Here is a 23591-nt window from a genome sequence, read left to right as displayed (position 1 = left end):
CGGACTACTGCTTGTTGGCGTTTTCTTCCTCTTGGGTTGGGAAGGGGAATCCGTCGTAATGTTTTTTGGGGAAACGGGTGATTCGCTTGGATTTCGGACGGAGGAGAGGTCCGATGAGGCCGCCGATCACGATTCCGACTCCTATTCCGCCAAGCATGCCTATGGGCATCTGCTCAGGGTATTGGGTGGCTCCTATGAATCCGCAGGCGACTCCAATGACGATGCCTAAGTTGGCGCCCAAGGGTACCTGGGCCCGGCGTTGATAGCGTCTGGGGCGGACTCGGTCTGAAGCTCTGACTATGAGAAGGTCGTCCATGAGTTCGGCGGCTGCCGTTTACGATATTTTTACTATAGCGTCGGCTCCGACTTTGTCGATAGGGGGGACGACTATTTGGGCATGGGGGCTGAGGCTGGAGCGGAGCGCCTAGGACGGGAAATCTTCGAAACGAGCTTGCGTTTATGAATAAATGGACTACAGTTGTAGTACAAAGATGGTCGTGTGTGGATGACTAAGAACGAACATCTGCCCGGTATGTGATCAACGGCGAGGGAAACGCCGCCAAGCAAAGAGAAGGGGACCCCGTATGGTATCTGTGGAATAGGAGGGAGGGGTCCTCTTCTTTTGGTTCTGAGGCTATGGGCTTTAGGCTCGACTTTTTAAGAAAGAATAAGCTTTAAAAAGGAATGCCATTGAAGAACGGGAGTTACAAAGGGCCGAATTGGGCCACCCGCCGCTCTTTGCTTGAGATGCTGAAGACGCGGGGTGAACTTTCGAGTCAGCAGATGGCGGAGGAGCTGGGCGTCTCTTCGATGGCGATTCGCCAGCACATGCAGGAGTTGGAGTCGGTGGGCGATGTTTCGTCGGAGGATCGTGCCCAAGGCAAAGGGCGTCCGACGAAGTTTTGGTTTTTGACTACGAAGGCCCAACGGCATTTTCCGGACCGGCATCGGGATCTGATTCTCGATCTGCTGGGCAACGTTAAGAGCGTGTTGGGCGAGGAAGCCTTGGACAAGCTGCTCGACGAGAGGGCGGAGGAGCAGATGAGTCAGTACGGGAAACGGCTGGCGGGAGCTGGGTCCTTGGAGGAGAAGGTTGGATGTCTGGCAAAGGCCCGTAGCGAAGAGGGCTATATGGCCGAGGCGACTCAGTCTGAAGATGGCGTGTTTGAGCTTGTGGAGAACCACTGTCCCATCTGCGCGGCTGCCGATGCGTGCAAGGGGCTTTGCGCTCGTGAGCTATCGGTCTTCGAAAACGTTCTTGGACCGGGCTGCAAGGTGGAGCGGGTGGAGCACATGTTGTCTGGTGCTCGTCGGTGCGCCTACCGGATCGAGAAATCGAAGTGAGGGCTGGTTGCTCTTTGCGACCCTAGCGAGTTATCCTCTATCGGAAAGGAGGAGGTCGGCGTAGATGTTTAGATTGTCGACCTCGAAGGTGAAGCGGTATTGCTCGGCGGTACCTGCGGTGCTGATAGCCATGCGCTTGCCTTGAACGACGGTAGGAAGGGTGAGGGTGGAGGGGAGACCGAGGTCGGCCAGCTTGTTTTTGAAGGTTCCGGCGAACATGTTGGTGAGCTCGCCGCAAACGTCGCGCACTACATCGTCGTCGAGATCTTCCCTGTCCAGGCCGGTGATTTTTCCGCCTGCCTTGTAGGCGAAGTTTTCGGTCATGAAGAGGTAGCAGACGCCGCTGATGTCGCCTGCGAAGCCGACGGAGGAGGCGAACATGCGCTTGGAGTCATCCTTTGCTGGGTCGATCTGCGGGCTGAAGGCTTGTTTGCCTGCGTAAGCCTCGTGACCGGTGCATTCGCACTGAAAGCCGATCATGGTATCGACCACCTTGCTGAGAGAGGTGCTTAGAAATTCGTGGATTTTTCCGACGGGGACAGAAACGGACATTTGCGTGGGATTTCTCGATTTTAGGCGGTCGAACCTTGGCTAGCTCAGCGTTGCGGGCGCGAGCCGGATTCTGTTGGTCGAGGTAGGGCTAGGTGTTGGTGGCGTTGCTCGAAAATGGTGGTTTGAAAGTTAATCGGAATAATTCCCTGCAACTGAGACGTTTGCGAGCCTGATTAGCGGGAAATTTACGGCTCCCGCTCGCCGGATGAAAAATCGAGGTTAAAGGGCGAGGAAATTCAGGGCGATGCTGGCTAGGCTGAGGAAGAGGAAAAATCCCATCACGTCGGTAACTGTGGTGACCATGATGGATGAGGCAAGGGCGGGGTCGACTTTGACTGCTCGCAGTCCGATCGGTACCATGACTCCGGCGAGAGCGGCGGCGATCATGTTGAGCAGCATGGCGAGGCAGACGACGGCGCCGATGACCCAACTGCCTTTCCAGAGCCAGGAGACGAAACCGACGACGAGGCCGATGGCGATGCCGACGACTAGGCCGGTGATCACTTCTTTGACGAGGACGCGTCGCCATTCGTTGTTTTCGATTTCGCCCAAGGCGAGGGAGCGAACGACGATGGTGAGGGTTTGGGCTCCGGCGTTTCCGCCCATGCCGGCCACGATGGGGAGGAAGGCGGCGAGCATGGCGTACTTCACGAGGGTGTCCTCGAAGAGGGAGACGACCCAGCCGGCGAGGAAGGCTGTGCCGAGATTGATTAGCAGCCAGGGGAGGCGGTTTTTTACAGAGCGGCTCCACGGGGTGGTGACCATTTCCTCGCCGCTCAAGCCGACCATGCGCTGCATGTCTTCGGTGGCCTCTTCCTGGATGACGTCGATGACGTCGTCGGAGGTCACGAGGCCGACGAGCTTGCCGAAGTCGTCGACAACGGGGAGGGCGAGGTAGTTGTACTTCTGGAAAATATTGGCGATCTCCTCCTGGTCGGCGTTGACGGAGACGGAGCGGACGTCGGTGATCATGACGTCGGCTACTTTGAGCCGGAGGTCGCGGAAGAGCAGGTCGCGCAGCTTGAGGACGCCTTGCAGGCGCTCGTTTTGGTCGACGACGTAGATGTAGATGGCGTTGTCCTGGTCTTGGTCCTCGTCGCGGCGGATCGCTTCGCGCGCTTCGGAGAGGGACATGGAGGTGAGGACCGCGTTGACCTCTTTCCGCATGATACCCCCGGCGCTGTCTTCCGGGTACTCGAGGAGGTCGGTGATCTCTTCGACGTCTTCCTCGGGCAGGGTATCCATGATATCCTGCAGGCGGTCTGGGGAAACGTGTCCGAGGGCGTCGGCCGCGTCGTCGGAGAACATCTCGGGGATGATTTCGGAGACGCGATCCAGCCTCATGTTTTCCATGAGGTCGGTCTGGATTTCTTGGGGGAGCTCGGTGAGGATATCGGCGACTTGCTCGTCGCTGAACTCGCGCAGGAGCTTGCGGATTTCGTCGAGGTCACGATCTTCGAGATCCTCAGCGATATCGCTTGGGTGCATCTCCTTCAGCCGGTTTAGCGTTCGGTTGAAAGCGTTGCTTACAGGTTGAATCTGTTCTTCACGCTCCGCCATTTGCTGCTTTTTAAGACAAATAGTGGCTCGGGCAGCAAGTGCGGTATTTTAAGATGGCGCAAAAAATGTGGGAATGTGAGCTTCTTGGCTGTCACTTTCAGCTGATTTTGTATCCGGAAACGCATGCCAGTTCTATCTGCTCCAGATTATCGATGTCCGATGCTCCTACGTGGGGAGCATTGGGAGACGATCGTGCCGAACCTGACCCGTCGCCGTTTCAAGGTTCGCTACGAGCGTGATCGAGTGGAGCTGAGTGATGGCGATTTTGTGGATCTGGACCATTTGGGTAGGGAAAGTTCTGATACGTGCTTACTGGTTTTGCATGGATTGGAGGGGTCGTCGCAGGCGCCCTATGTGAAGAGCTTGGCGATGGCTCTCGGTTCGTTGGCGTGGGATTTTGTGGCGATGAACATGCGGGGCTGCAGTGGAGAGATGAATCGTGCGGTCCGTTTTTACCACAGTGGCGAAACGGGAGATCTGAGGGAGGTGCTGGAGTATTTGGGAAACCGATACGACTCGATCCTGCTTTGTGGCTTTAGCTTGGGGGGCAATGTCGTTTTGAAATATCTTGGTGAAGATCCTGAGACGGTTTCACCCAAGGTGAAGGCGGGGGTTGCCGTTTCGGCTCCGGTAGATTTGGAAGGATCCGCTCTCAAGATCGGACGAAAGTCCAACCAGCTCTACATGCGACGATTTATTCGGATGTTGAGCCAGAAGATTGAGGAGAAGGCGCAAGTCTATCCGGAGGAGCTGGATGCGGTGGGGTGTCGCGACCTGCAGGATTTTCTGGCGTTTGATGGGCGGTATACGGCTCCGCTTAACGGATTTGAGAGCGCGGAGGATTATTGGAGGCGTTGCAGTTCTCTCAATTGGCTGGATGCGATTCAGGTGCCCTCCTTGTTGCTCAACGCTCGAAATGATCCGTTTTTGTCGGAAGCTTGTTTTCCTGAGGAAATAGCGAAAGCGAGCGAGTCTCTGTATTCGCTATTTCCTGACGAGGGTGGGCATTTGGGCTTTCCCTCTCGCCGTGTCGACGGCATGGCGTGGCACGAGGCGGTTGCGCTGCGTTTCCTTGAAGGAAGGCTAGGAGTCGGAGAGAGGGATCCAGTCTTGTAGAAGGACGGACGAGCGAAATTTCGGTTTCTCCTCTGTGCCCGTTCCTTCCAGGCACTCTGGGCCTTCTTGTTTCGGGCTGTTCAGTTTGGGGTTGGCAAACTGGGAACTCATTTGTCGTGAGTCGAAAGGGGAGAAGAAGCTGGCTTGGTCTGCCAGGGTCAGGCGTGAGAGGTCCGTTTCGAGCCATTGCTCGATTTTGTTGCCGCTCAGAATCACGGGCATGCGGTCGTGGTAGGCGGAGATGAGGGAGTTGGCCTGGGTGGTGAGGATGGTGTAGCTTTCGAAGCCTTCGTTTTCGTGGCCTGTCCATTTTTCCCAAATTCCCGCCATGAGGAAGACGGAGTCGTCCTGCATCGAGAAGTGGACGGGGACTTTGCCTCCCTCTTGCTGTTGCCATTCGTAGAATCCGTCGGCTGGCACGAGGCAACGTCTTCGTTTGAAGGCGGCTTTAAAGGACGGTTTTTCGGACACCGTTTCCGAGCGGGCGTTGATCATGGGCGCTCTGGTGGATGGCGTTTTGGACCAGCTGGGCACGAGGCCCCAGCGCATGTGAACGGGCTCCAGCAAATGGGGATCGGCGATGGACTTCCTCAGGACGAGGCTGTTTTGGGTGGGGGCGATGTTGAACCGGGGGCCTTCGGCTTCGATATTCTTCGCCGCTGGGCCAAGGGCGTAGTCGCCCAACTTTTCAGCGACATTGCTCAATCCTTTTCTCAACGTGTAACGCCCGCACATACTCAGCCGGGAGAGTGGGGGATACGTAATCCGTTTACAACTCGGAAACGGATCGAATTTCCGAGTGGGATACGGATCAGTTGAGTTCGGCTTCGTCGATCAGCTTTTGGATGCGGGGCTGCCGTTTTCTGCTGAGTCGTTTGGCCCGTTTGTTGGCGATGTCGATGGCGGCGATTCGATAGGCTTCGCCGAGGGTGGGGAAGTTGAGGATGTTCTCCAGGAAGGTGTCGACGTGGTTTCCGTTTAGGATGGCCATCTCGCCGACGTGCACGAGGTCGGTCGCTCCTTCGGCCACGATGTGGACTCCGAGGATCTTCTCGCCTTTTTCGTCGGCGATCATCTTGAGCATGCCGTCTTGGATGCCGGCGATTTGCCCGCGGGCGACTTCCTCGAAATTGGCTCGGCCGATGATGATGTTATCGCCGCATCTCTCGCGGGCTTGCTCTTCGGAGAGTCCGACGGAGGAGAGTTCGGGGACGGAGTAGATGCCGATGGGCACGAGGTCGATGGCGTCGCTTGCTTCCTTGCCGAGAATGTGACGGACGGCTCGTCGTCCTTGCTCCATGGATACGGACGCGAGGGAGGGCGGGCCGATAACGTCTCCTACGGCGTAGATGCTTGGCACGGAGGACTGGTAGTTTTCGTCGACTGCGATGACTCCGTTGCGTCCTCGTTCGACGTCCATGGCTTCGAGGTTGAGCGCCTCGACGTTGGCGAGGCGACCTTGGGCGACGAGCATCTTGTCGCTGAGGAGCTCCTCTCCATTGTCGAGCACGGTGCGCACTTGCAGCCCGTTCCACTCGACGCTCTTGGCTTTGACGTTGCCGATGTACTTGCCGCCGTTGCGGGTGAAGTTGTCGAGGAATTTGGCGGTGAGCTCGGGCTCCATGAACATGAGTGGGCGCGGAGTGCGGTCGATCATGGTAACCTTGACGCCGAGTAGTGAGAATATGGATGCGTATTCCGAGGCGATGACTCCGGCGCCGATGACGGTTAGGGATCTTGGCAGGTAGATCATGCTCAAGATGGAGTCGCTATCGAGAATGTGCTCGTGATCGACCGGGATGTCCGGTGGCGTGCGAGGGCGAGAGCCGGAGGCGACGATCACGTTTTTGGCTCCCAGCACGATTCGCTTTCCTTTGACGGTCGTGACGAGCACTGTGTTTTGGTCTACGAAGCTGGCTCGGCCTAGGAATACCTTGCCTCCGCTCGAGCCGATGTGGCTGGAGATGAAGGAGGTGTAGGACTGTAGGACGGAGTCGAGACGCTTCATGAGCGTGGAGACTTCCATGTCGTCCTTCAGCTTGAAGTCGAAGACGTCGGCGTTGCGTTTGAGGGTGGCGATGGTGAGGGCGGCTTCGCGCAGCGTCTTGCTCGGAATGGTGCCGAGGTGGACGCAGGTGCCGCCGACGGCGCGCTCCCTTTCGATAATGGCGACTTTGAGGCCTGACTTTGCGGCTTGGTCCGCCGCTTTTTGACCGCCTGGGCCGGAACCGATAACGATGAGGTCGAACGTTTCTTCTGGGGTCATAGTTCCATGGCTGCGACGACAGCTTTCACGTCGTCTTTTTTGGCGAGAAGGTCCTGGAAGTCGTCCTGGTAGAAATTGAGGTATTCGATGGCGGGATCCTTCGCTAGGTCGATGACGTTGAATTTCGTGGGTTCCATGACCCAGCTACCGAGGAGTTGGGAGAGGTAGGTCGCGGCGCTTTCGTCTTTGAAGCTGGGGGCGTTTTCGTACTTTTGGTAGAAGACAGTGGTGACTTGGAGCTGCTTGGGGAGCTTCCAGTCGATGGCGACCTTGGTCGCGATTTTGGAGTGAAGGCTGTTGACGATTTGCTGCACCTCTTGGGGATCGAGCGAGATCCGTTCTTGCGATTGGACCTTGGCGATTAGCTGCAAGCAGATGGGGCGTCCCACGGAGTGCATGAGTCCGCATAGGAATTGGCCTTCGACATTGCGGCGGCGTTTGCGGGCGATTTCGCGACCGTAGGCGCCTGAGGCGAGAGCGTGGCGGAGGAGCGCCTTGATTTGGGTTTCGAAACCGGCGGCTTGGAAGATGTCGCCTTGCAGCGAGACGGCGATGGCGATTTCTCCGAGCAGCTTCATGCCGAGGCGGGTGACGGCTTGCTGGAGGGAGACGATCGGCTCGCCGCTGGTGTAGCTAGCGGAGTTGGCGATGCGCAGGACGTGGCTAGCGATGGACTGGTCTCCGTGGATGAGCTTGGAGAGCTCGGCCATATCCGCGTCTGGATTGTTGGTGAGGCTGAAAATCTTACTCGCGACGCTTGGCATCACAGGCAGCTCGAGCTTGCCTTCTTTGATGCCGCGGACGATGGCGTTTGCCACCTTCTTGGCGGGCGAGGCGTTTTCTTGCTGATCGGGCATTTGGGAGGTGGTCCGTATGGTTCTGTTTGTGGCTGGGTAACTTTGGGTGGCCATATGAAATACAGTTGTTTCTTACTTCGGCGCAACTGGCTCTGCGATTAAGTAAAAACCACCTTTCGAAGCTGGGGGGAACTTGCTCTTTTTTCTGGGGTGTCTGTTTGTCGGGATCGGGTGTTTGTCGGGCCGTTGAGTGGTTGTACGCATATTATTCGGTAGGAACTTCAGAAGTATCTGCAGGTGACGATTAGAGCCTGTCCCCTTTCCAACATAACCGACCCACACTACCCATCTCTCCCGTATGAATCAAAGCATGCCAACAGAAGAAATTCCTAGCGAAAGGCTGGACAATCTCGCCCGCGAAGCGGTTGTGACCGTCTTCGACTCGATGGTGAGCGAAACGGTCTCTTGGAAGAGCCGGGCTTGCTTGATCGAGAATGGCTCGAGCGACATGTTGGGTAGCTTGCCGATTGCGGACGGTTTGTACGCGATCGTGGTGAGCTGGGTAGGTGATGTGAATGGCAAGGTAATGCTGGTGCTTCCGAAGGCGGCGGCCGAGGCGTTTGCGTTGAAGCTGTTTGATTTGCCGAGCTTGGATTGGCTGGAAGGGGATAGCGAGGAGGCGTTGCAGGATACGCTGGGTGAATTGGGGAATATGTTGGCAGGGCTCGTGAAAGGCGGGCTTACCAAATGGTACCCGAGACTGGCTTTGACGACTCCCAAGGTTTTGAAGAATCGTCGGATGAAGGTGGACACGGCGACTATGAGTTTCCGTCGTCAATATCTCTTTGAAGGGTTCGGCTCGGAGCTGCTGATCGATTTTTGCTGCGAGTAAGCGGCGGTTTGTCGGGTGGTCGGTAACGTCTCCGATCAGAAATCGGATTTGACGGCGACAGGGAATCGGCCCACCTATAGCGTGACCGATGCGGATTTTTACAAATGATGTGGCCACGGCGAACGCTCTGGAAAGAGCGGAAGGCCGAGTTGTTGCGGTGGCGTGGCAGGACCCGCTGGCGTTTGGCCGTTTGATTGCCGGGAACGACTTGGACGCGTTTGCGAACGCTCGCTCTTTCGCCTACGCGTCGGCGCATTGGGACGAGGACAATGTGGTCGAGGACGACTTGAAGCTTCGCAATGCGGAACTGCTAGCGGCTTTCGAGTCGGAGTCGGAGGTGTATTTGCTCTTTGGCGGCTCGCTGGCAGACCAGTTGAGCTTGGCCCAGATCTTGGGGTGGCTGAGCGAACGACCGATCAATGAGCAGGCGAAAGCTCGTTTGATGACGGTGGATGGTCCGCTTGCGGTGTTCGATGACGGGGCTTTGCTGGAGATCGCCAAGGCGGGAGAGATCGTCCCGGCGGGTACGCACGCGATCTACGCGGTGGCTTGGGATGCGGTTTCGGGAGCAGATCCGACGGAGGTCGAGGCCGCTTTGGAACGGGCGAGTTCCGAGGGGCTTTCTTCTCTGGCAACTGGATTAGGGCGTTGGCTGCAGGAGCTGCCTAGCGTCGAGAATGGGCTTTCGATCAGCCAGATGCAGGTGCTGGACACGGTGCGTTTGGGGATTGGCGATGCTCGCGAGCTTTTTCGCCAGGTACAATCGACGGAGGCTACGCCGTTCCGGATCGATTGGGAGTTTTGGCAAGTAGTGGACGGTTTGTGTTCCGGGGCTGATCCGTTGTTGACGACTGCGTCTGGGCAGCCGTTTTTGTGCCCTCCTAAGGATCTGGCGTTTGAGGCGTTCGACGCCCAAGTGCTTGAGTTGACGGAGCGCGGCCGTGCGGTTCTGGAGGGGCGGAGCAATTACCTTAGCGGACCGTTCGCGGAGCGTTGGCTAGGCGGCGCTAAGATCGACGGGGAGTCGCCTTGGTTTTGGGATTACGCTTCGCGCAAGGTTGTCGGTGCGGCGGCGGCGGGCGCTTAGCCCTTCGATCCGATTTACATCGGAGGGAGGCAGAGGGAGTCGATGAGTTGTACGATTTGGCGTACGTCTGGCTTGGCTAGCTGAGCGTCGGCGCCGACTGATTCGCATTTGAGAGCCATCTCCTTGTTGATGAGGGAGGAGTAGACGATGACCTTGGGCGGGTGTTGCGAGCAGGCTTCGGTCTTCGCTTTGCGGCAAAGGGTGAGGCCATCCATCTTCGGCATTTCGATGTCGGTGAGGATCAGGTCGTAAGGAGCGTTTCCGTCGAAGTCTTTCTCGGCGATCCGTTTGCACATGAAATTGTAGGCGTCCTGGCCGTTTTCGAAGGTGTCGAGCTGAAGGTATCCGGAGTCGTTGAGGATACCTTCGGTAATGCTGCGAACCATCTTCGAGTCTTCGGCGTAGAGGATGCGGACTGCGTTTCGCTCCGCTCTGTTTTCGACGCCTTCCATGATGCCTTGGTTGCCGTGGCTGGTGGGGAAGAGGGCGAGCATGAGCCGCTCGAGATCGAGGATGATGATGATCTTGTCCTCGAAGGTGACCGTTCCGGTCGAGTAGCCTCCGGCGCCTTCGCTGGTGACGTCGGAGCTGAGCGGCTCGAAGTTTTCCCAGGAGGTGCGGTGGATCTTGGAGATGCCGTCGATGAGGAAGGCGGTTGTTTGCTTGTTGAAAGTGGTGACGAGGATGAGCTGTCGCTCCAGGTCGATGGAGTCGGGATCGAACGGGATGCCGAGGGCCGTTTTCAGATCCATCAGCATGATGGGTTCCTCTTGGATGTGGATGAGGCCGACTGCTCCCATGGGGGCTTGCGCGACGCCGGTGATTTCCACGCTGCTGCGGGCGAGGACTCGCTGGACCTTGGAGACGTTGATGCCGTAGCTGATGTCGCCGAGGAAGAACTCGATGAATTCGACTTCGTTGGTTCCGGATTCGAGGAGGATGGCGTCTCGCGAGCTGTTGAGTGTTGTCATCGCTGTATGGGAAATGAGTGCTGTGGGGGCGATTTTAAGGGGGTGAGTTGGGAATCCAGCTTTTCTCCCATCGGCGAGGGAGCGGTTTGTTTAAGTCGGAAAGTGTCAAATATAGGGTAAATTCCTCGATGTGGCTGCGTAGTGCTCGCCATATGCCCGAAGAATTTGCGACTTGGCTGCCTTTCGCGTAGATTTTTGCGATGTTTCTCCCAAGCTACGCGGCCGAATGAATACATACGCAGTTGGACAGCGATTTGTGAGCGAACCTGAGCCGGAACTTGGGCTTGGCATTGTGGAGGAGGTTGACGGCTTTCGTGTCAGTTTGAATTTCCCGGCCGCAGGGGAGCGGCGTATCTATGCGGCGGGGGCCGCTGTCCTGAAGCGGGTGCTTTTTCGAGTGGGCGAGCGGGTCAACACTCAGACGGGTGCCTCTTTCTCTGTAGAGGAGACGGAGGAGGTTGCAGGTGTGATTCACTACAGGGGCGAGGGGCAAAGCGTGAGCGAGGCGGAGCTGGTGGCCGCGGGGAGTTTTAGCCACCCGCAAGACCGGTTGATGGCTGGCCAGGTGGATGACGATGGCGTGTTCGAGTTGCGTCAGCGGGCATTGCTCATGCAGAACGAGCTTCGGAGCTCGGAGCTGCGTGGTTTCTTTGGAGGGCGTTTGGACCTTATCCCGCATCAGTATTATATATTGAAGGAGGTTTCATCGCGTCAGCTGCCGCGTGTTTTGCTTTCGGACGAGGTGGGTCTGGGGAAGACGATCGAAGCGTGTTTGATTTTGCAGCGTTTGCGGGCGGTGGGACGCGCGCAGCGGGCTCTGATTTTGGTGCCCGAGCCGTTGGTTCACCAGTGGTTCGTCGAGTTGCTGCGTCGTTTCGGCTTGTGGTTCGGGATTTTTGATGAAGAGCGTTGCCGTGCGCTCGAAGCGAGCAACGAGGGGGAGAACCCGTTTTTGGACGAGCAGCTTGTGCTTTGCAGCGTGGACTATCTTGCCAACAGCGAGGTACGCAGCTTCCAGGCGATCGATGCTGGCTGGGATATCGTAATCGTGGACGAGGCCCACCACTTGGAGTGGTCGCCGGAAGAGGCGAGTCCCGAGTATTCTCTCGTCGAAGAGCTTGGCCAAAAGACTCCTGGACTGTTGCTTTTGACGGCGACTCCGACCCAGCTTGGTTTGGCGGGGCACTTTGCTCGTTTGCGTCTTTTGGATCCGGATCGGTATTCGGATTTGGATACGTTTAAGGCGGAGATGCAGGACTTCGGAAAGGTCGCCGAGATCGCGGGCAAGATTATCGATGAAGAATCGCTTAATAAGTCGGACGAGAAGGCTTTGCAGCAAATTTTCCATCGTGATCAGGAAGGACTCAAGAAACGTCTCCAGGATTTGGCTACGAAGCAGGTGGGTGCTCGTGAATCGTTGCTAAAGGCCTTGCTTGACGAGCACGGTACGGGGCGTGTGGTTTTCCGCAATACGCGGGCGAACATGAAGGGCTTCCCGAAACGCATGTATTGTCCGGCTCCATTGGAAGGAAGTGATAATCCAACCTTGCTGGCGAAGCTGGTGCGTGAATTGCAAGCGGAGTGGAAGAGCACTGAGTCGGATATTCGCTACAACTTTAAGGGGGATCCGCGTTTGGATTGGCTGGTGTCGTTTTTGAAAGCCCGAAAGGGCGTGAAGACTTTGTTGATCTGCAAGTCGCGTCAGAAGGCGATCGCTCTGGAGGCCGCATTGCGGGAGAGTCTGAATGTGAGTATCGCGCTCTTTCACGAAGAGCTTCAGCTTGTGCAGCGCGACCGCAATGCTGCTTGGTTTGCGGAGGAGGATGGAGCTCAGGTATTGATCTGTTCTGAGATCGGAAGTGAAGGGCGTAACTTCCAGTTCGCGCATCACCTCGTGCTTTTCGATTTGCCGATTAATCCGGGGCTTCTAGAGCAGCGAATTGGGCGTCTTGACCGTATTGGCCAGACGAGTACGATTCAGATTCATGTTCCTTTTATCGTTGGTTCAGCTCAGGAGTGTATCGCTGAATGGTGTCACCAGGGAATCGATGGGTTTGAGAGCTGTGTGCATGGTGGAGCGGAATACTTGGCTCGCTTTGGCGAGCGTCTTGTGTCGTTGGCATCTGAATACGGTGCGAGCAAGAATGCGAGCCGTGACGCCTTGGAGGCGTTTATTGAGGAGACGCAGGTGTTTCGTGAAGAGCTGTCCCGCAAGTTGGCGAAGGGGCGTGACCGTCTGCTTGAGTTGAACTCGTATGACGGGAAGGTGGCGGAGGACGTGGTGAAACGCGTTCGTAAGGCTGAGTCGGATTCGAACTTGAAGAGCTTCCTTTATGACTTGCTCGAGTTTTACGGGGTGCGCGTTGATGAGCAGGAGGATGGCGATGTGATTCTGGATCCGTCTCATGCCTATGTGGAGTCGTTTCCATCCCTTCCGGCGGAAGGCGCGTTGGCGACTTTTGAGCGTCAGCGGGCGATTACGCGTGAGGACATGACTTTTGTGACGCCTGACCATTCCTTGGTGCGCGACTCGATTGACCTCTTGGTTTCGTCGGAGAAGGGAGTATCCGCTTTCGCTCTCTATGAAAGTGATGAGCCGGGCTTGAGCGTAGAGGTCGTTTTCTTGGTAGAGACGGTTGCTTTGTCCCATTTACATGTGGACCGGTTTTTGTCGCCCACGCCGATTCGTGTGGTTGTCGACATTCGCGGCAACGATTTGTCGGATGAGCGTGACGCTGATTGGGCGGAGGAGAACTTGGAGCCGGGCGATGTTAATCGCTTCCTCGAGCGTCCCGGTTTCAGTCGCGAGTTTTTGGAAGCCATGATTGGTGGCGCCGAGGAGATCGCGGAGAAGCAGGCGAAGAAGGTGAAGACGGCGGCGAAGGCTAAGGCGAAGAAGGTGCTGGAGCAGGAGATCGAGCGCTTGGAGGATTTGCAGAAGATAAACGACAACGTGCGTCCGGATGAGATCCAGATTGCCAAGGCGGAGCTCGAAGGAGTGCGGCAAGCGATCGATGATGCGAGTTTGCGTTTGGATTCGCTTCGGCTGGTTGTGGAGGGAGAGATCGACGGTTTGCAGAAGGTGTAGGCCAGATGAGCCTTCGATCTGTCTGATTAGCTGAATTGATAATCGATCCATGTCTCCTGCAGGATTGATTATCAAGAGCTTGAGCGCTAGCGTGCTTGCTTCCTTTTAAACCTCCTCTCCCAGCTCGATGAAACGCATAGTATTGATTGGAAACCAAATCTGTTCGGACTTTTGCCCGGTCTTGACCGCGCTTTTAAGCGAAAAGGCTGAACTTTGGGCTCCGGCGAAGTCGGTTGAGACTTCTGTGGATTTGCTGGTGGGCGCGAGGGAGTGGGTGCTCAAGCGGCAGCCGGAGGTAGCGGTTTTTGCTTCCGGGCTTCTTGATACGCGGAAGATTTGCTTTGGAGAGAACGAGCGGCTTGTGCCTCTCACGGCCTATGCTCGGAATGTACGCTGCATCTTGAAGATAGCCCTCGAGCACAGCACGGCGGCTCCGGTTTGGTTGACGATTCCTCCGGTTGACGTCCGGCGCGTGCAAAGCGAGGACGAGTTTGGCTACGATAACGAGACGATCTCTCTCTATAACGAGGAAGCCAAGGCAGTCGCTCGGATGCTGGGGGTGAAGATTATCGACCTCTATGGCATTGTGAAAGCGGCGGCCCGCTTGGACTCGAATCGTCCGGATGGGATTCGTTTTGACGAGCGAGGCAGCGATTTCATCGCGGGAGCAATTGCGTCCCGTCTAGGCGAATTGTGCGAAAAAGTTTAGGGTTATCACTAGTGTTTTGAACCCCTTGGAGCTTTTCCTTTAAGAAAAGTCCGTAAATTGAGCGCTATACTCTATTGTTTTGCTGAGTTGTTCTGCTAAAACAGTAGGCAAATGTCTTTTGATAGCGCGATTCCAGTGAACCGTATCGTTTACGGTCAGGCTGCGGACTTTGACAAAGGTTCGCAGGAGGAAAGTGCGTATGGTCAAAAGGAGGAGCGTTCCGCCCCAAAGCAGTCGGTCAACATCTCGCAGGAAACGATGATGAAGGTCGCTCGAGCGAAGCTTGGCCGCATGGTGAACCAGAAGGCTGGCTACACGCAGCGCGGCACTTTGAGCCCTACATCTTATGTAGGAAGCCTCTTGTCTGCGAAGGCGTAGAGGCGAGGGCGTCTCGTTTCCAAATCCTTGCCGGTTAGGGAGTAGTTTCCGATTGGCAAATCCGATCCTAGGCGGCAGCGTTTGGCCATATGGATCTGAACAGTCTTCTCTACGCTCTTGGATTGTCTGGTTTTTTCGCTTCTCGCGCTTTCTTGCCTGCGTTCGCAGCGGCGTTCGCGATGAAGTACGGAGGAAGCGTCCCGTTTTTGGGTAGCGTCGAATTTATCCAGCAGATTACTGAGAAGATGGCGGATGCGCCTTCTTGGTTTACGCATCCGGCGACCGTTTGGGGGTTGGGTGGCCTGGCGGCGGCGGAAATGTTAGCCGAACGCTCGCCTGAGATTCGCGAGCTGATGGAGGATGGGCTGGTTTACGTGAAGTCCGGTTTGTCGATGGCGACCAGCCACGGGCTTTTGAGTACGTCGGACGCTGCCTTTGCGGGGGAGGTCATCTCGCAAGCGGGATTTCTCGACTCGATCCCGGCGGCCATTTCTGGAGGGATCACTTATTTTCTCAGCATGACGCGTAATGGCGTGGTTAGTATCCTGAGTGAGGCGGATGAGGATGACTCGCTAGGAATGCGCAAGTTCATCAGCTGGTGCGAAGAGCTGTGGGCGACCTTCGGGGTGTGGATTCTGTTGGCGATTCCGGGTGCGGTTCTGTTGCTCAACGGGATCGTGTTCGGCGTGCTCTACCTGATTCGCAAACGCCATGAGAGCAAGATCGAGGCAGCACGTATCGAGTGTCCGAAGTGTCAGACTCGGATCCACTGTTTCGCTACCGCCTGTTTGAGTTGCGACGAGCCGGTCAAGGAGCCAGTGGCGCTCGGTTTGTTAGGCGGAATGCAGGAGCGCAAGGAAAGCGATCCGCTTGCCCAGAAGGTACGTCTTATCGAGTTGAAGCGTTCTCCCAAGTCGGGGGAGAAAGTGAAGGGACGTGGCGCTGACATCTCTTGCAAGGAAGATGGAGTCTCTCTTTTCAGCGACCGAGAGGTGAATGAGGCTTATTTTGCGACTGTGGATGCGCGTTTGCCGAAGGTGCTCATCATCTCTGCGGCTTTGGGGGCGATTCCATTGCTGGGGTTGATCGCGGGTGTGATTTTCTACCGTATTCAGCTCGTCGCTCCTTACCGTCGCTATTTGCCGTGGAGCAAAGGATTCGTGACGAAGTGGCTAGTGCGTTTGGTGCTTCTGATTCTCGCGCTTCTGCAATTGGTTCCGGGCGCGGGTGTGGTGGCGGTGCCGCTGATGGCAGGGATCAATCACTGGATGTATCGCAGCGCGTTTAAGTCAGGCCTTAGCAAGGCGGGGCTTATTTAGAGAGGAATCTTTTTCGATGCTTGTTGGGAGTAGCGGGCTCTACCTTTAATTGAATTATTCCCAGTCGCGGAGCGTTCGGTCGAGGCGTTTGTTGGCATCGGAATCTCTGATGAACTGTTCTGTTTTCGGATCCCAGTTCAGTTTCCTGCCTGTATCCATTGCTATAAGACCCATGTGTAGAGTGGTGCTGAGCAAATGCAGAGTTTCGGCGCTATAGGTTGGTGTCTTTCCAGAGCGAATACAGTCGATGAAATTTCGATGTTCGCCCGGAGGAATCGGCCAATGCTTGTTTTCTGATGCTCTGTATTTGGTTCGGAGTATTTTAGGATCACTGGCATCGAAGGTGCCACGCCAACCAGTGATCGATACCCAGCCATCGTTGCCGATAAGCTTGATGCTAGCTTTCGCTCCGAGCCACTTCTCGTCGACCGCATTTTTTACCTGCATAGTGATTCCGTTCGAGTAGCGGTAGTTGACTTCGTATTCGGCGGGTATGTCCGACTGGGAATTCTGTGGAAGCTCTGCACCCCAACCTTCGGCTTCGACGACGCAGCCGTGCGGATCGTTGGCTGCGAGTTGAGCGGTATCCACCAGATGGGTACCCCAGTCGGTCAGTACTCCGGTGGAGTAGTCGCGGATGTAGCGCCAGTTGAGCCAACCGGTTCGAGTGGGAGTGTAGGGGTGGAAGGGAGCGGGACCGAGCCAGAGGTTCCAATCGAGTCCGTCGGGAACGGGTGCTTCCTCGTCGGCGGGGTGTATGGAGCCAGGGGGAAGTGTGACTTCCATATGCTGTAAGTCTCCGATCGCTCCGTTTCGTACCCATTCGACCATTTTGTGGTAGTGGCTTAGCGAGCGATCTTCGAGCCCGGTGGCGAAGGTGAGTCCGCTGTTGGCGACGCTTCTTTCGAGTGCTCGACCTTCGCGAATGGTGTACGTTGGTTTTTCGCAGAAAACGTGTTTACCGGCGGCAAGCGCCATTTGCGACATTGGAACGTGCCAGTGGTCGGGTGTCGAAATGACTACTGCGTCGATGCTTGGATCAGCGAGTAGCTCGCGGAAATCGTTAGCGGTACGGCAGTCGGTGTTCTCGTAGGTTTCGTTGATTAGCTTGGCGGCGTTTTCTCGGCGATCGCGAAAAACGTCGCAGACGGAGACAGCACGGCAGTCGTTGATTCGGAGGAAGTTCTTGAGATTGAACTCAGTGCCGTGTCCGCCAACGCCTATGAAACCGAGCTGAATTTGTTTGGATGGAGCGTTCTTTCCGAAAATGCGGGAGGGGAGAATGAGGGGGGCGATTCCTGCAGTGAGGCTGGCTTTGAGGAAAGAGCGGCGGGTAGGGACTGTCGTTTTCATGGGGCGGTGGTTCCGGAGAAACTGCCCTCAATTGACCGTTAACGCAAGTAGCTGCGGAGGCTAGCTCTGGTTGCGGGTTTGCTTACTGTAGAGCTGAGCGGCTTGGAGCACTAGAGAGTTTGGCTCTTTTTGCTCATTCCCGTTTTCCGAGTCCTTTGCGTTTTGCTGATCGCTAGCGGCTGCGGCGAAAACTTGTCGGGCAGATGTTATCTCTCCTGAAAGAGATGCGTTGCCCGAGTTGGAGGGACTGCCTTTCTCCGAAGCTTTATCATTCAGCTTGGCGGACGCCTCCATCTCCATGCTCGCAGCAGCTGCAGCCACCTTCATGTCTTGCGCGGATGGTTCCGAAGGAGCGAGCGCTGCGGCGCGGATTTGCTTCGCTTTTTGAGCGGTTTCTTCCGGTGTCCGCCCGGGCGAGGTGTCGATCTTTACGTTTCCGCCGACGGCGTACTGTTTTCCGTCGGGACCGGTTTGGAAAACGTAGGTTGGGCCACCCATTGCGAGACTGCCTGCGGCTGCCATGTGAGCTTGCTCGTGGGCGCGGACTTCGGCGTCACGCTTCTTCAGTTTTTCGACCTGCTCTTTTTCGGCCGGGTCGAGTTGGTTGGGGCCCTGATTTCTCTCTTCTTCCTCCTTGGCCTTAGCGGACTTGAATGCTTCCTCTTCGGGTTCGTCGCTGTGAGGATGCCGAGCGGAAGCGAAGCGATCACCTTGTGAGTGTTGCTGAAAGCCGTAGCTGGCAAAGCTAGCGCTGCTGACTGAGCCGATCATGTTGGGAGATTTCTCAAGGCACCTGGCCTTAAGTATCCTATCGACGAAAGCGAAGCCTGCCTAAGCGGAATCCGAGCCAGCCCGATTCCCTGCGCAGTTTGCTACGTAACGTTACGTTCATTTCTGCGCACGCGGGGTCGTGCTTGGTTGGGGCGGCAACGACGGAGCGTTGCCCTCCTGAATTAGCGTTGCTCTCCTGAATGAGCGAAGCCTCCAGCTTGTGGCTGGAGGCTTCGGTTTGAGTTGGAACTAAGTTCCTGGTTTTCTTAAATTTACGAACTAACTAGGCGTGCGAGCTTTTCTTCACCTGGCGTGTTTTCAAACGGGAGCCAGTGCCCCGGCGCAGCTCAAGCGCACCTAGGAAAATGAGCGCTGCGACAACCACAGTGCTCGCGGTAAGCTTCTCTGAACCAGTGTAGAGGTTCAGAATGCCGAGTAGCGTTGCGAAGGCTATCAAGGCAGCTACCAATATGTGTCTGGTGTAGTGTTGTGTGTTCATTGTTTGGAGTCAGTATTTGCTGACTGATACCAGTATACGGGATTTCATTTATAAGTTGAAATACTTGTTGGGTATGTAAACCATAGGAAACGACTATGGAACTACACCAACTCAGGTATTTTTTGGCAGTGGCCGAAGAGGGAAACTTCACCCGTGCGGCTGAGAAATGTTTCGTTTCGCAGCCTTCACTGAGTGCTCAGATTATTAAACTCGAAGGCGAACTGGGGCAGAAACTGTTCAATCGCCTTGGTCGTACTGCAGAGCTGACCCGGGCGGGGGAATTTCTGGAGTCGAGGGCTCGCACAATCTTGATGGAAATCGAGAACGCGGAGCGGCAGATCAAAGAAAATGAGGAGGAGATTAAAGGTGTTGTGAAGGTGGGAGTGACCCCATCGGTGACACCTTACTTTATTCCTCCGGTTATTCGCATGTGCCGAGAGCAATACCCGGACCTCGAGATTCAGATCCAGGAGAGTTTGAGGCGTCGTCTCATTGACGATGTGGCACAGGGTCGGATCGAAGTAGCAATCTCCTCCTACACTGGGGATGCACCGAGTATCGATGCGGAGCCTATTTTAAGGGAAGACTTGGTTTTGGCTGTTTCCAAAGACCACCCCTTGGCGAAGCAGAAGGAAAAGGTATCGATCGAGGACTTTAAAGATGAGCCTCTTATTCTGCTTGGAGAGTCAGCAACCTTGGGTGACAAGGTTTTCGACTTCTTTGATCTGATGAATGTCGAACCGAAGGTGGTGGCCCTTTGCGCTCAGCTGCGTTCAGTAAAGGAGTTGGTTAACCTCGGTGTGGGAGTCGCGATTTTGCCGGCGATGGCGAAGGAGGACCACATCCCCTTTGATATTGTCTATCGTTCGCTCGTATCGGAGCGCATGAGCCGTTTGCTTTTTGCGCTCACCCATTCGCGTCGGTATTTGTCACCAGGTGCTCGTGTATTTATGGATTTGATACGCGATGTCGCGTATACCTACGATTCGAAGTAGGCGACTTGGGGAACCATCGATATGGCCGTTGGAGACAACGGCCGCTACCTTGAGAGTTTTGCAAAAAAAGGACGCCACGATGGGCGTCCTTTGAGAGTTTTCGTTCGGGTGCTGCTTAGGCCTTGATGAACTTAGTCCACTTGGACTTCGCCTTGGCAGACTTTACTACGGTCTCGATGAAGGCCATGCCTTCGATGCCGTCTTCGACGTCTGGGAAGTCGAGGTTCTTTGGCATCTTCTTACCGTGTACTTCCGCATCGATGGCTTTTGCTGCGGCTAGGTATACGTTCGCAAAGGCTTCGATGAATCCCTCTGGGTGAGCGAAAGGCGTACGGGTGTTCGCTTGTGCTGCCGCTCCGAGATAGTCGTTACCGCGGCGGTAAATCTCACGTGGCTTATCGTGGTACTTCACGATGAGCTCGTTTGGATTTTCCTGATGCCACTCGAGGGAGGCCTTGGTGCCGTAGATGCGGATGTTGAGGTTGTTCTCGTCACCGTTGGAGATTTGAGAGGCGTAAAGGATGCCTCTTGCACCGCCCTTGTAGCGTACGAGTAAGTTTCCATCGTCGTCGAGCACACGGCCTGGGATGAAGGCATTGAGGTCTGCGCAGATCTCTTCGATCTCGAGGCCAGTGATATAGCGGCCAAGGTTTTCTGCGTGTGTACCGATATCAGCGATACAATTTGAGATACCTGCAACCTCAGGGTTTGTACGCCAGGAATTGATCTTGGCTGGTCCCTTGCGATCCACGTCGCCCACAGCGTAGCCTTGCGGATACTCTGTAACAACTTTCAGGATACGGCCAAGTTTGCCTTTGCTTGCCATCTCACGCGCTTCCTTGACCATTGGGTAACCAGTGTAGTTGTGAGTGAGGGCGAAGACCTTGCCTGACTTCTTAACAATCTGACGGAGCTGCTTGGCTTCCTTCAGATTAAAAGTCATCGGCTTGTCGCATACCACGTTGAAGCCTGCTTCGAGGAAGCACTTGGCGACAGGGAAGTGGAGGTTGTTGCGAACAACGATGCTTACGAAGTCGATACGCTCGTCAGCAGGCAGAGCTGCTTCCTTCTCTGCCATCTCTTCATAGGAAGAGTAGACGCGAGAGGGATCGAGGTGGAAGTCTTTGCCGGAGAGCTTGGACTTCTTTGGATCCGAAGAGAAGGCTCCAGCTACGAGTTCGATCTGGCCGTCGAGGTTTGCAGCCATGCGATGCACGGCTCCGATGAAGGCACCGCGGCCACCGCCGACCATGCCCATTCTTAACTTACGCTTCATTGTGTATTTAGGGAATTGGGTTGTTAAAGAATCATCCTCTTAATCCTAATCATCCTCCTGATCTGTTTTTGATTAAGATTAGGAGGATGATGAAGAGGAAGATTGTTGGGGAATTAGATTTCTACTGGCTTACCGGTATTGGCGGACTGGTAGAGTCCGTCGATGACCTTCATGAGGGAGAGCGCTTGGTCTGGCGTGTTGAGTGGCTTCTCTTCACCAGTGATAGTCTTGATGAAGTTCGCTGCGGAGCGGGAGCGTCCCATGTCTTCGCAGGCTTCGGTAACGATGCTGCGGTTGACTGAGTTGCCCTGCTCTTGGGTGTAGAGTTCGCAGCTGTCGATGCTGGTTTCGTCGAGACCGTCGGTGCCGAAGAGGCGCTCGATCTTGCCACCTGCTTGGGTGCCTTGGAATACGACGGAGACTTCTTCGCGTTTGATCATTTCCGCCCATGAGACCTGCATGGTGAGGGTCTGGCCGGACTTGAAGGTCACGAAACCGTGTGCGGCTGCTTCAACGTTAGTCGGACCGCCGGCGTCTGGGATTCCCCATGGACCCTTGAAGTCCTTGTTGTCGATGAAGTCTGAGAAGGTCTGACCGAGCACGTAGGCAGGCTCTGGGTAGTCCATCAAGTACATCGCCAGATCCACCATGTGGAGGAGGTCGATGAGTGGACCGCCGCCGGCGAGATCTTTGTTGGTGAACCAACCACCGAAGCCTGGGATGCCAGTACGGCGTATCCATTTTGCTTGGGCAGAGTTGATGCGACCAATCGTGCCGTCCTCCGCGTAGGCCTTCATGGCGAAGGACTCGGGACGAGCGCGGTTGTTGAAGTTGAACATGAGATGCTTGCCTGCCTTTTCGGCTGCTTCCTTCATCTCCGCAACTTCAGCTGCGTTGATGGCGGGTGGCTTTTCGCAGAAGACGTGCTTGCCTGCTTCGAGTGCCTTGATTGCGAGCGAAGCGTGGAACTTGTTCGGCACGATGATGGTGACCGCGTCGAGTTCTGGCAGCTCGTTGAACATGGCGTCGATGTCGCCGAATGCGTTTGCTACGCCGTAGTTTTCAGCTGCTGCTTTCGCGGCTGCTTCGTTGAGGTCGGCGATCGCGAGAATCTCTGCTCCCGCTTGCTTGAAGCCGGCGATGTGGTACTGGGCCATGCCGCCTGCTCCGATAACTCCTACTTTGATTGTCATTGTCTAAAATCTGATCGGGTTGAAGGGTGGCGGACGCCTCGGCGAGGCGTCCCTACCATTTACTGCTTTTCCTTATCGAAGGCGGCGTCGAATGCGACGTTGCTGGATGGGAAGTCGCACTTGCGAACGAAGTCGGATGCCTCGGATGCGCCGTGGACGCGATCCATGCGGATGTCTTCCCACTCGACGGAGAGTGGTCCGGCGTAGTTGATGTCGTTGAGAGCTACGATGATTTCCTCGAAGTTCACATCACCATGGCCGAGGGAGCGGAAGTCCCAGAAACGTTTTGGATCGCCGAAGTCAGTGTGGCCACCAAATACGCCAACGGAACCGTCGCCGTGACCCCACCATGCGTCCTTCATGTGGACGTGGTAGATGCGCTCGGAGAACTCGCGGATGAAGCGAACGTAGTCGACGCCTTGGTATCCGAGGTGAGATGGATCGTAGTTGAAACCGAAGCGCTTGTGGCCCTTGACTGCCTTGATGGCACGGCGAGCGGAAGCGGTGTCGAATGCGATTTCAGTTGGGTGAACTTCGAGCGCGAAGTTTACGTTTACCTTTTCGAATGCATCGAGGATCGGAATCCAACGCTTCCCGAAGTCAGCGAAACCCTTGTCGATGAAAGCTTGGTCTGTCGGCGGGAACGCGTAAAGAGCGTGCCAGATGGAAGAACCGGTGAATCCGTTAACAACCGCTGGGAAGTCGTCCTTAGCACCGCGGCCAGGCTTGCAGTCGAAGAATTTGCGAGCGGCCTTTGCTGTAGTGATCATCATGCGAGCGGCACGCTTGCGGACGCCTTCTGGTTTTCCGTCGCCCCATACATCTGGTGGGAGGATGGCTTTGTGGCGTTCGTCGATGTTGTCGCAGACCGCCTGGCCAACGAGGTGATTGGAGATCGCGTAACAGGTAAGACCGTTTTCTTCGAGAAGCGCCCACTTCTCTTGGCAGTACTTCTTGCTCTTGGCGGCTTGAACAGGGTCGAAGTGGTCGCCCCAGCAGGCGAGCTCGACGCCATCGTAGCCCATTTTCTTCACGAGCGGTGCGAGTTCCGCTATTGGCATGTCGGCCCACTGGCCGGTGAACAGGGTGACGGGTCTTGGCATGATTATGCTTTCGTTTCGTTTTAGGGGTGAACCGCTTTTCTATTCAGCGGTAAATGCAGGGTGAATTCTGAGGGCTTCGAGTAAAGTTGCAGCCCTTGCCGAGGCAATAGGAAAGAGGCCTCGAGCCGTGGCATCTTTATGCTATTGTTTGAGTTGAGGCAACTGAACCAGTTAAGCTGCTCAGCTTATCAGAAAACCGGATACGCGTCACCCAGGGCGTGTCTTTGAATGAGCTCTTTGCTGGTTCGAGCCCAAATCGAAGCAGCGCAAGGCTGCCAAAGCCTTGCGACACAAGTGTCGGATGGCTTTGGCGGACGCCGCG

The 23591-nt window shown here is 55.8% G+C and carries 22 protein-coding genes; 10 read left to right on the top strand and 12 right to left on the bottom strand.

All coding sequences use genetic code 11. The features are described 5' to 3' along the window. Positions 1 to 229 (top strand): hypothetical protein (locus JIN87_RS28425; RefSeq protein ID WP_234033610.1); only part of this gene is annotated, 229 nt, incomplete at its 5' end. A gap of 455 nt (positions 230 to 684) precedes the next feature. Further along, positions 685 to 1344 (top strand): helix-turn-helix transcriptional regulator, encoded by a 660-nt coding sequence (locus tag JIN87_RS25130; protein ID WP_200358883.1) that lies wholly within the window; start codon positions 685 to 687, stop codon positions 1342 to 1344. Between the two features lie 30 nt (positions 1345 to 1374). Here the strand turns inward: JIN87_RS25130 and JIN87_RS25125 are convergent, their stop codons facing one another. Then, positions 1375 to 1896, bottom strand: coding sequence for a chemotaxis protein CheX (locus JIN87_RS25125; RefSeq protein WP_200358881.1), 522 nt, complete (start codon positions 1894 to 1896; stop codon positions 1375 to 1377). 219 nt (positions 1897 to 2115) lie between these two features. Next, complete coding sequence (mgtE, locus tag JIN87_RS25120) at positions 2116 to 3456, bottom strand: magnesium transporter (protein ID WP_200358879.1); 1341 nt, start codon at positions 3454 to 3456, stop codon at positions 2116 to 2118. A 123-nt stretch (positions 3457 to 3579) separates the two neighbouring features. On the opposite strand from mgtE, the gene JIN87_RS25115 reads away from it, so the two are divergent. Continuing rightward, positions 3580 to 4572, top strand: coding sequence for a YheT family hydrolase (locus JIN87_RS25115; RefSeq protein WP_200358876.1), 993 nt, complete (start codon positions 3580 to 3582; stop codon positions 4570 to 4572). On the opposite strand, the gene JIN87_RS25110 is transcribed toward JIN87_RS25115, so the two are convergent. The 3 genes from JIN87_RS25110 to JIN87_RS25100 all read right to left on the bottom strand — a co-directional run bounded on the left by JIN87_RS25110 (position 4540) and on the right by JIN87_RS25100 (position 7695). After that, the gene (locus JIN87_RS25110; RefSeq protein WP_267909448.1) at positions 4540 to 5307 is read right to left on the bottom strand and encodes an SOS response-associated peptidase; all 768 of its coding nucleotides are present in this window, start codon (positions 5305 to 5307) and stop codon (positions 4540 to 4542) included. The genes JIN87_RS25115 and JIN87_RS25110 overlap by 33 nt on opposite strands. 76 nt (positions 5308 to 5383) lie before the next feature. Beyond that, the gene (gene sthA, locus JIN87_RS25105; RefSeq protein WP_200358872.1) at positions 5384 to 6838 is read right to left on the bottom strand and encodes a Si-specific NAD(P)(+) transhydrogenase; all 1455 of its coding nucleotides are present in this window, start codon (positions 6836 to 6838) and stop codon (positions 5384 to 5386) included. Then, on the bottom strand, positions 6835 to 7695 hold the full coding sequence (locus tag JIN87_RS25100) for an HDOD domain-containing protein (RefSeq protein ID WP_200358869.1): 861 nt from the start codon (positions 7693 to 7695) through the stop codon (positions 6835 to 6837). The genes sthA and JIN87_RS25100 overlap by 4 nt, the downstream gene beginning before the upstream one ends. 310 nt (positions 7696 to 8005) lie before the next feature. Between JIN87_RS25100 and JIN87_RS25095 the strand changes: the two genes are divergently transcribed. Further along, a complete protein-coding gene (locus JIN87_RS25095) occupies positions 8006 to 8527 on the top strand; it encodes a chemotaxis protein CheX (protein ID WP_200358866.1) in 522 nt (173 codons plus the stop codon). Positions 8528 to 8615: 88 nt separating this feature from the next. After that, complete coding sequence (locus JIN87_RS25090; RefSeq protein WP_200358864.1) at positions 8616 to 9614, top strand: hypothetical protein; 999 nt, start codon at positions 8616 to 8618, stop codon at positions 9612 to 9614. Between the two features lie 14 nt (positions 9615 to 9628). On the opposite strand, the gene JIN87_RS25085 is transcribed toward JIN87_RS25090, so the two are convergent. Continuing rightward, positions 9629 to 10585 (bottom strand): chemotaxis protein CheV, encoded by a 957-nt coding sequence (locus tag JIN87_RS25085; protein ID WP_200358862.1) that lies wholly within the window; start codon positions 10583 to 10585, stop codon positions 9629 to 9631. A gap of 226 nt (positions 10586 to 10811) precedes the next feature. Between JIN87_RS25085 and rapA the strand changes: the two genes are divergently transcribed. The 4 genes from rapA to JIN87_RS25065 all read left to right on the top strand — a co-directional run bounded on the left by rapA (position 10812) and on the right by JIN87_RS25065 (position 16079). Further along, positions 10812 to 13673 carry an RNA polymerase-associated protein RapA gene (gene rapA / locus JIN87_RS25080; RefSeq protein ID WP_200358860.1) on the top strand — a complete coding sequence of 954 codons (2862 nt, stop codon included), beginning with the start codon at positions 10812 to 10814 and terminating at the stop codon, positions 13671 to 13673. Positions 13674 to 13800: 127 nt separating this feature from the next. Then, a complete protein-coding gene (locus JIN87_RS25075) occupies positions 13801 to 14382 on the top strand; it encodes an SGNH/GDSL hydrolase family protein (RefSeq protein WP_200358858.1) in 582 nt (193 codons plus the stop codon). A 111-nt stretch (positions 14383 to 14493) separates the two neighbouring features. Next, positions 14494 to 14760 carry a hypothetical protein gene (locus JIN87_RS25070; RefSeq protein ID WP_200358856.1) on the top strand — a complete coding sequence of 89 codons (267 nt, stop codon included), beginning with the start codon at positions 14494 to 14496 and terminating at the stop codon, positions 14758 to 14760. 89 nt (positions 14761 to 14849) lie between these two features. Next, the gene (locus JIN87_RS25065) at positions 14850 to 16079 is read left to right on the top strand and encodes a hypothetical protein (RefSeq protein ID WP_200358854.1); all 1230 of its coding nucleotides are present in this window, start codon (positions 14850 to 14852) and stop codon (positions 16077 to 16079) included. 54 nt (positions 16080 to 16133) lie between these two features. Here the strand turns inward: JIN87_RS25065 and JIN87_RS25060 are convergent, their stop codons facing one another. From JIN87_RS25060 to JIN87_RS25050, 3 genes are all read right to left on the bottom strand, one after another. Continuing rightward, the gene (locus JIN87_RS25060) at positions 16134 to 17432 is read right to left on the bottom strand and encodes a Gfo/Idh/MocA family protein (protein WP_200358852.1); all 1299 of its coding nucleotides are present in this window, start codon (positions 17430 to 17432) and stop codon (positions 16134 to 16136) included. Positions 17433 to 17492: 60 nt separating this feature from the next. After that, positions 17493 to 18203 carry a putative metalloprotease CJM1_0395 family protein gene (locus JIN87_RS25055; protein WP_200358850.1) on the bottom strand — a complete coding sequence of 237 codons (711 nt, stop codon included), beginning with the start codon at positions 18201 to 18203 and terminating at the stop codon, positions 17493 to 17495. Between the two features lie 283 nt (positions 18204 to 18486). Then, a complete protein-coding gene (locus JIN87_RS25050; protein ID WP_200358848.1) occupies positions 18487 to 18702 on the bottom strand; it encodes a hypothetical protein in 216 nt (71 codons plus the stop codon). A gap of 95 nt (positions 18703 to 18797) precedes the next feature. Here JIN87_RS25050 and JIN87_RS25045 point away from each other — a divergent pair, with 95 nt between their 5' ends. Further along, positions 18798 to 19697, top strand: a complete 900-nt coding sequence (locus JIN87_RS25045) for a LysR family transcriptional regulator (RefSeq protein ID WP_200358846.1) — start codon at positions 18798 to 18800, stop codon at positions 19695 to 19697. A 115-nt stretch (positions 19698 to 19812) separates the two neighbouring features. Here JIN87_RS25045 and JIN87_RS25040 read toward each other — a convergent pair whose 3' ends face one another. The 3 genes from JIN87_RS25040 to JIN87_RS25030 all read right to left on the bottom strand — a co-directional run bounded on the left by JIN87_RS25040 (position 19813) and on the right by JIN87_RS25030 (position 23269). Next, positions 19813 to 20973 (bottom strand): Gfo/Idh/MocA family protein, encoded by a 1161-nt coding sequence (locus JIN87_RS25040; protein WP_200358844.1) that lies wholly within the window; start codon positions 20971 to 20973, stop codon positions 19813 to 19815. 113 nt (positions 20974 to 21086) lie between these two features. Next, entirely contained in the window at positions 21087 to 22166 is a 1080-nt protein-coding gene (locus JIN87_RS25035; RefSeq protein WP_200358842.1) for a Gfo/Idh/MocA family protein, read from the bottom strand. 59 nt (positions 22167 to 22225) lie between these two features. Then, positions 22226 to 23269, bottom strand: coding sequence for a sugar phosphate isomerase/epimerase family protein (locus tag JIN87_RS25030; protein ID WP_200358840.1), 1044 nt, complete (start codon positions 23267 to 23269; stop codon positions 22226 to 22228). Positions 23270 to 23591: the final 322 nt, after the last annotated feature.

This window comes from Pelagicoccus mobilis (genome assembly GCF_016595505.1).
In the GTDB taxonomy this organism is placed as follows: Bacteria; Verrucomicrobiota; Verrucomicrobiia; order Opitutales; family Opitutaceae; genus Pelagicoccus; species Pelagicoccus mobilis.
This window is presented reverse-complemented; position numbering and strand designations above follow the sequence as displayed.

Bases quoted from the DNA above. Each gene is read 5' to 3' on its own strand.
- JIN87_RS25130 (WP_200358883.1), top strand. From the start codon at position 685: ATGCCATTGAAGAACGGGAGTTACAAAGGGCCGAATTGGGCCACCCGC.
- JIN87_RS25125 (WP_200358881.1), bottom strand. From the start codon at position 1,896: ATGTCCGTTTCTGTCCCCGTCGGAAAAATCCACGAATTTCTAAGCACC.
- mgtE (WP_200358879.1), bottom strand. From the start codon at position 3,456: ATGGCGGAGCGTGAAGAACAGATTCAACCTGTAAGCAACGCTTTCAAC.
- JIN87_RS25115 (WP_200358876.1), top strand. From the start codon at position 3,580: ATGCCAGTTCTATCTGCTCCAGATTATCGATGTCCGATGCTCCTACGT.
- JIN87_RS25110 (WP_267909448.1), bottom strand. From the start codon at position 5,307: ATGTGCGGGCGTTACACGTTGAGAAAAGGATTGAGCAATGTCGCTGAA.
- sthA (WP_200358872.1), bottom strand. From the start codon at position 6,838: ATGACCCCAGAAGAAACGTTCGACCTCATCGTTATCGGTTCCGGCCCA.
- JIN87_RS25100 (WP_200358869.1), bottom strand. From the start codon at position 7,695: ATGCCCGATCAGCAAGAAAACGCCTCGCCCGCCAAGAAGGTGGCAAAC.
- JIN87_RS25095 (WP_200358866.1), top strand. From the start codon at position 8,006: ATGCCAACAGAAGAAATTCCTAGCGAAAGGCTGGACAATCTCGCCCGC.
- JIN87_RS25090 (WP_200358864.1), top strand. From the start codon at position 8,616: ATGCGGATTTTTACAAATGATGTGGCCACGGCGAACGCTCTGGAAAGA.
- JIN87_RS25085 (WP_200358862.1), bottom strand. From the start codon at position 10,585: ATGACAACACTCAACAGCTCGCGAGACGCCATCCTCCTCGAATCCGGA.
- rapA (WP_200358860.1), top strand. From the start codon at position 10,812: ATGAATACATACGCAGTTGGACAGCGATTTGTGAGCGAACCTGAGCCG.
- JIN87_RS25075 (WP_200358858.1), top strand. From the start codon at position 13,801: ATGAAACGCATAGTATTGATTGGAAACCAAATCTGTTCGGACTTTTGC.
- JIN87_RS25070 (WP_200358856.1), top strand. From the start codon at position 14,494: ATGTCTTTTGATAGCGCGATTCCAGTGAACCGTATCGTTTACGGTCAG.
- JIN87_RS25065 (WP_200358854.1), top strand. From the start codon at position 14,850: ATGGATCTGAACAGTCTTCTCTACGCTCTTGGATTGTCTGGTTTTTTC.
- JIN87_RS25060 (WP_200358852.1), bottom strand. From the start codon at position 17,432: ATGAAAACGACAGTCCCTACCCGCCGCTCTTTCCTCAAAGCCAGCCTC.
- JIN87_RS25055 (WP_200358850.1), bottom strand. From the start codon at position 18,203: ATGATCGGCTCAGTCAGCAGCGCTAGCTTTGCCAGCTACGGCTTTCAG.
- JIN87_RS25050 (WP_200358848.1), bottom strand. From the start codon at position 18,702: ATGAACACACAACACTACACCAGACACATATTGGTAGCTGCCTTGATA.
- JIN87_RS25045 (WP_200358846.1), top strand. From the start codon at position 18,798: ATGGAACTACACCAACTCAGGTATTTTTTGGCAGTGGCCGAAGAGGGA.
- JIN87_RS25040 (WP_200358844.1), bottom strand. From the start codon at position 20,973: ATGAAGCGTAAGTTAAGAATGGGCATGGTCGGCGGTGGCCGCGGTGCC.
- JIN87_RS25035 (WP_200358842.1), bottom strand. From the start codon at position 22,166: ATGACAATCAAAGTAGGAGTTATCGGAGCAGGCGGCATGGCCCAGTAC.
- JIN87_RS25030 (WP_200358840.1), bottom strand. From the start codon at position 23,269: ATGCCAAGACCCGTCACCCTGTTCACCGGCCAGTGGGCCGACATGCCA.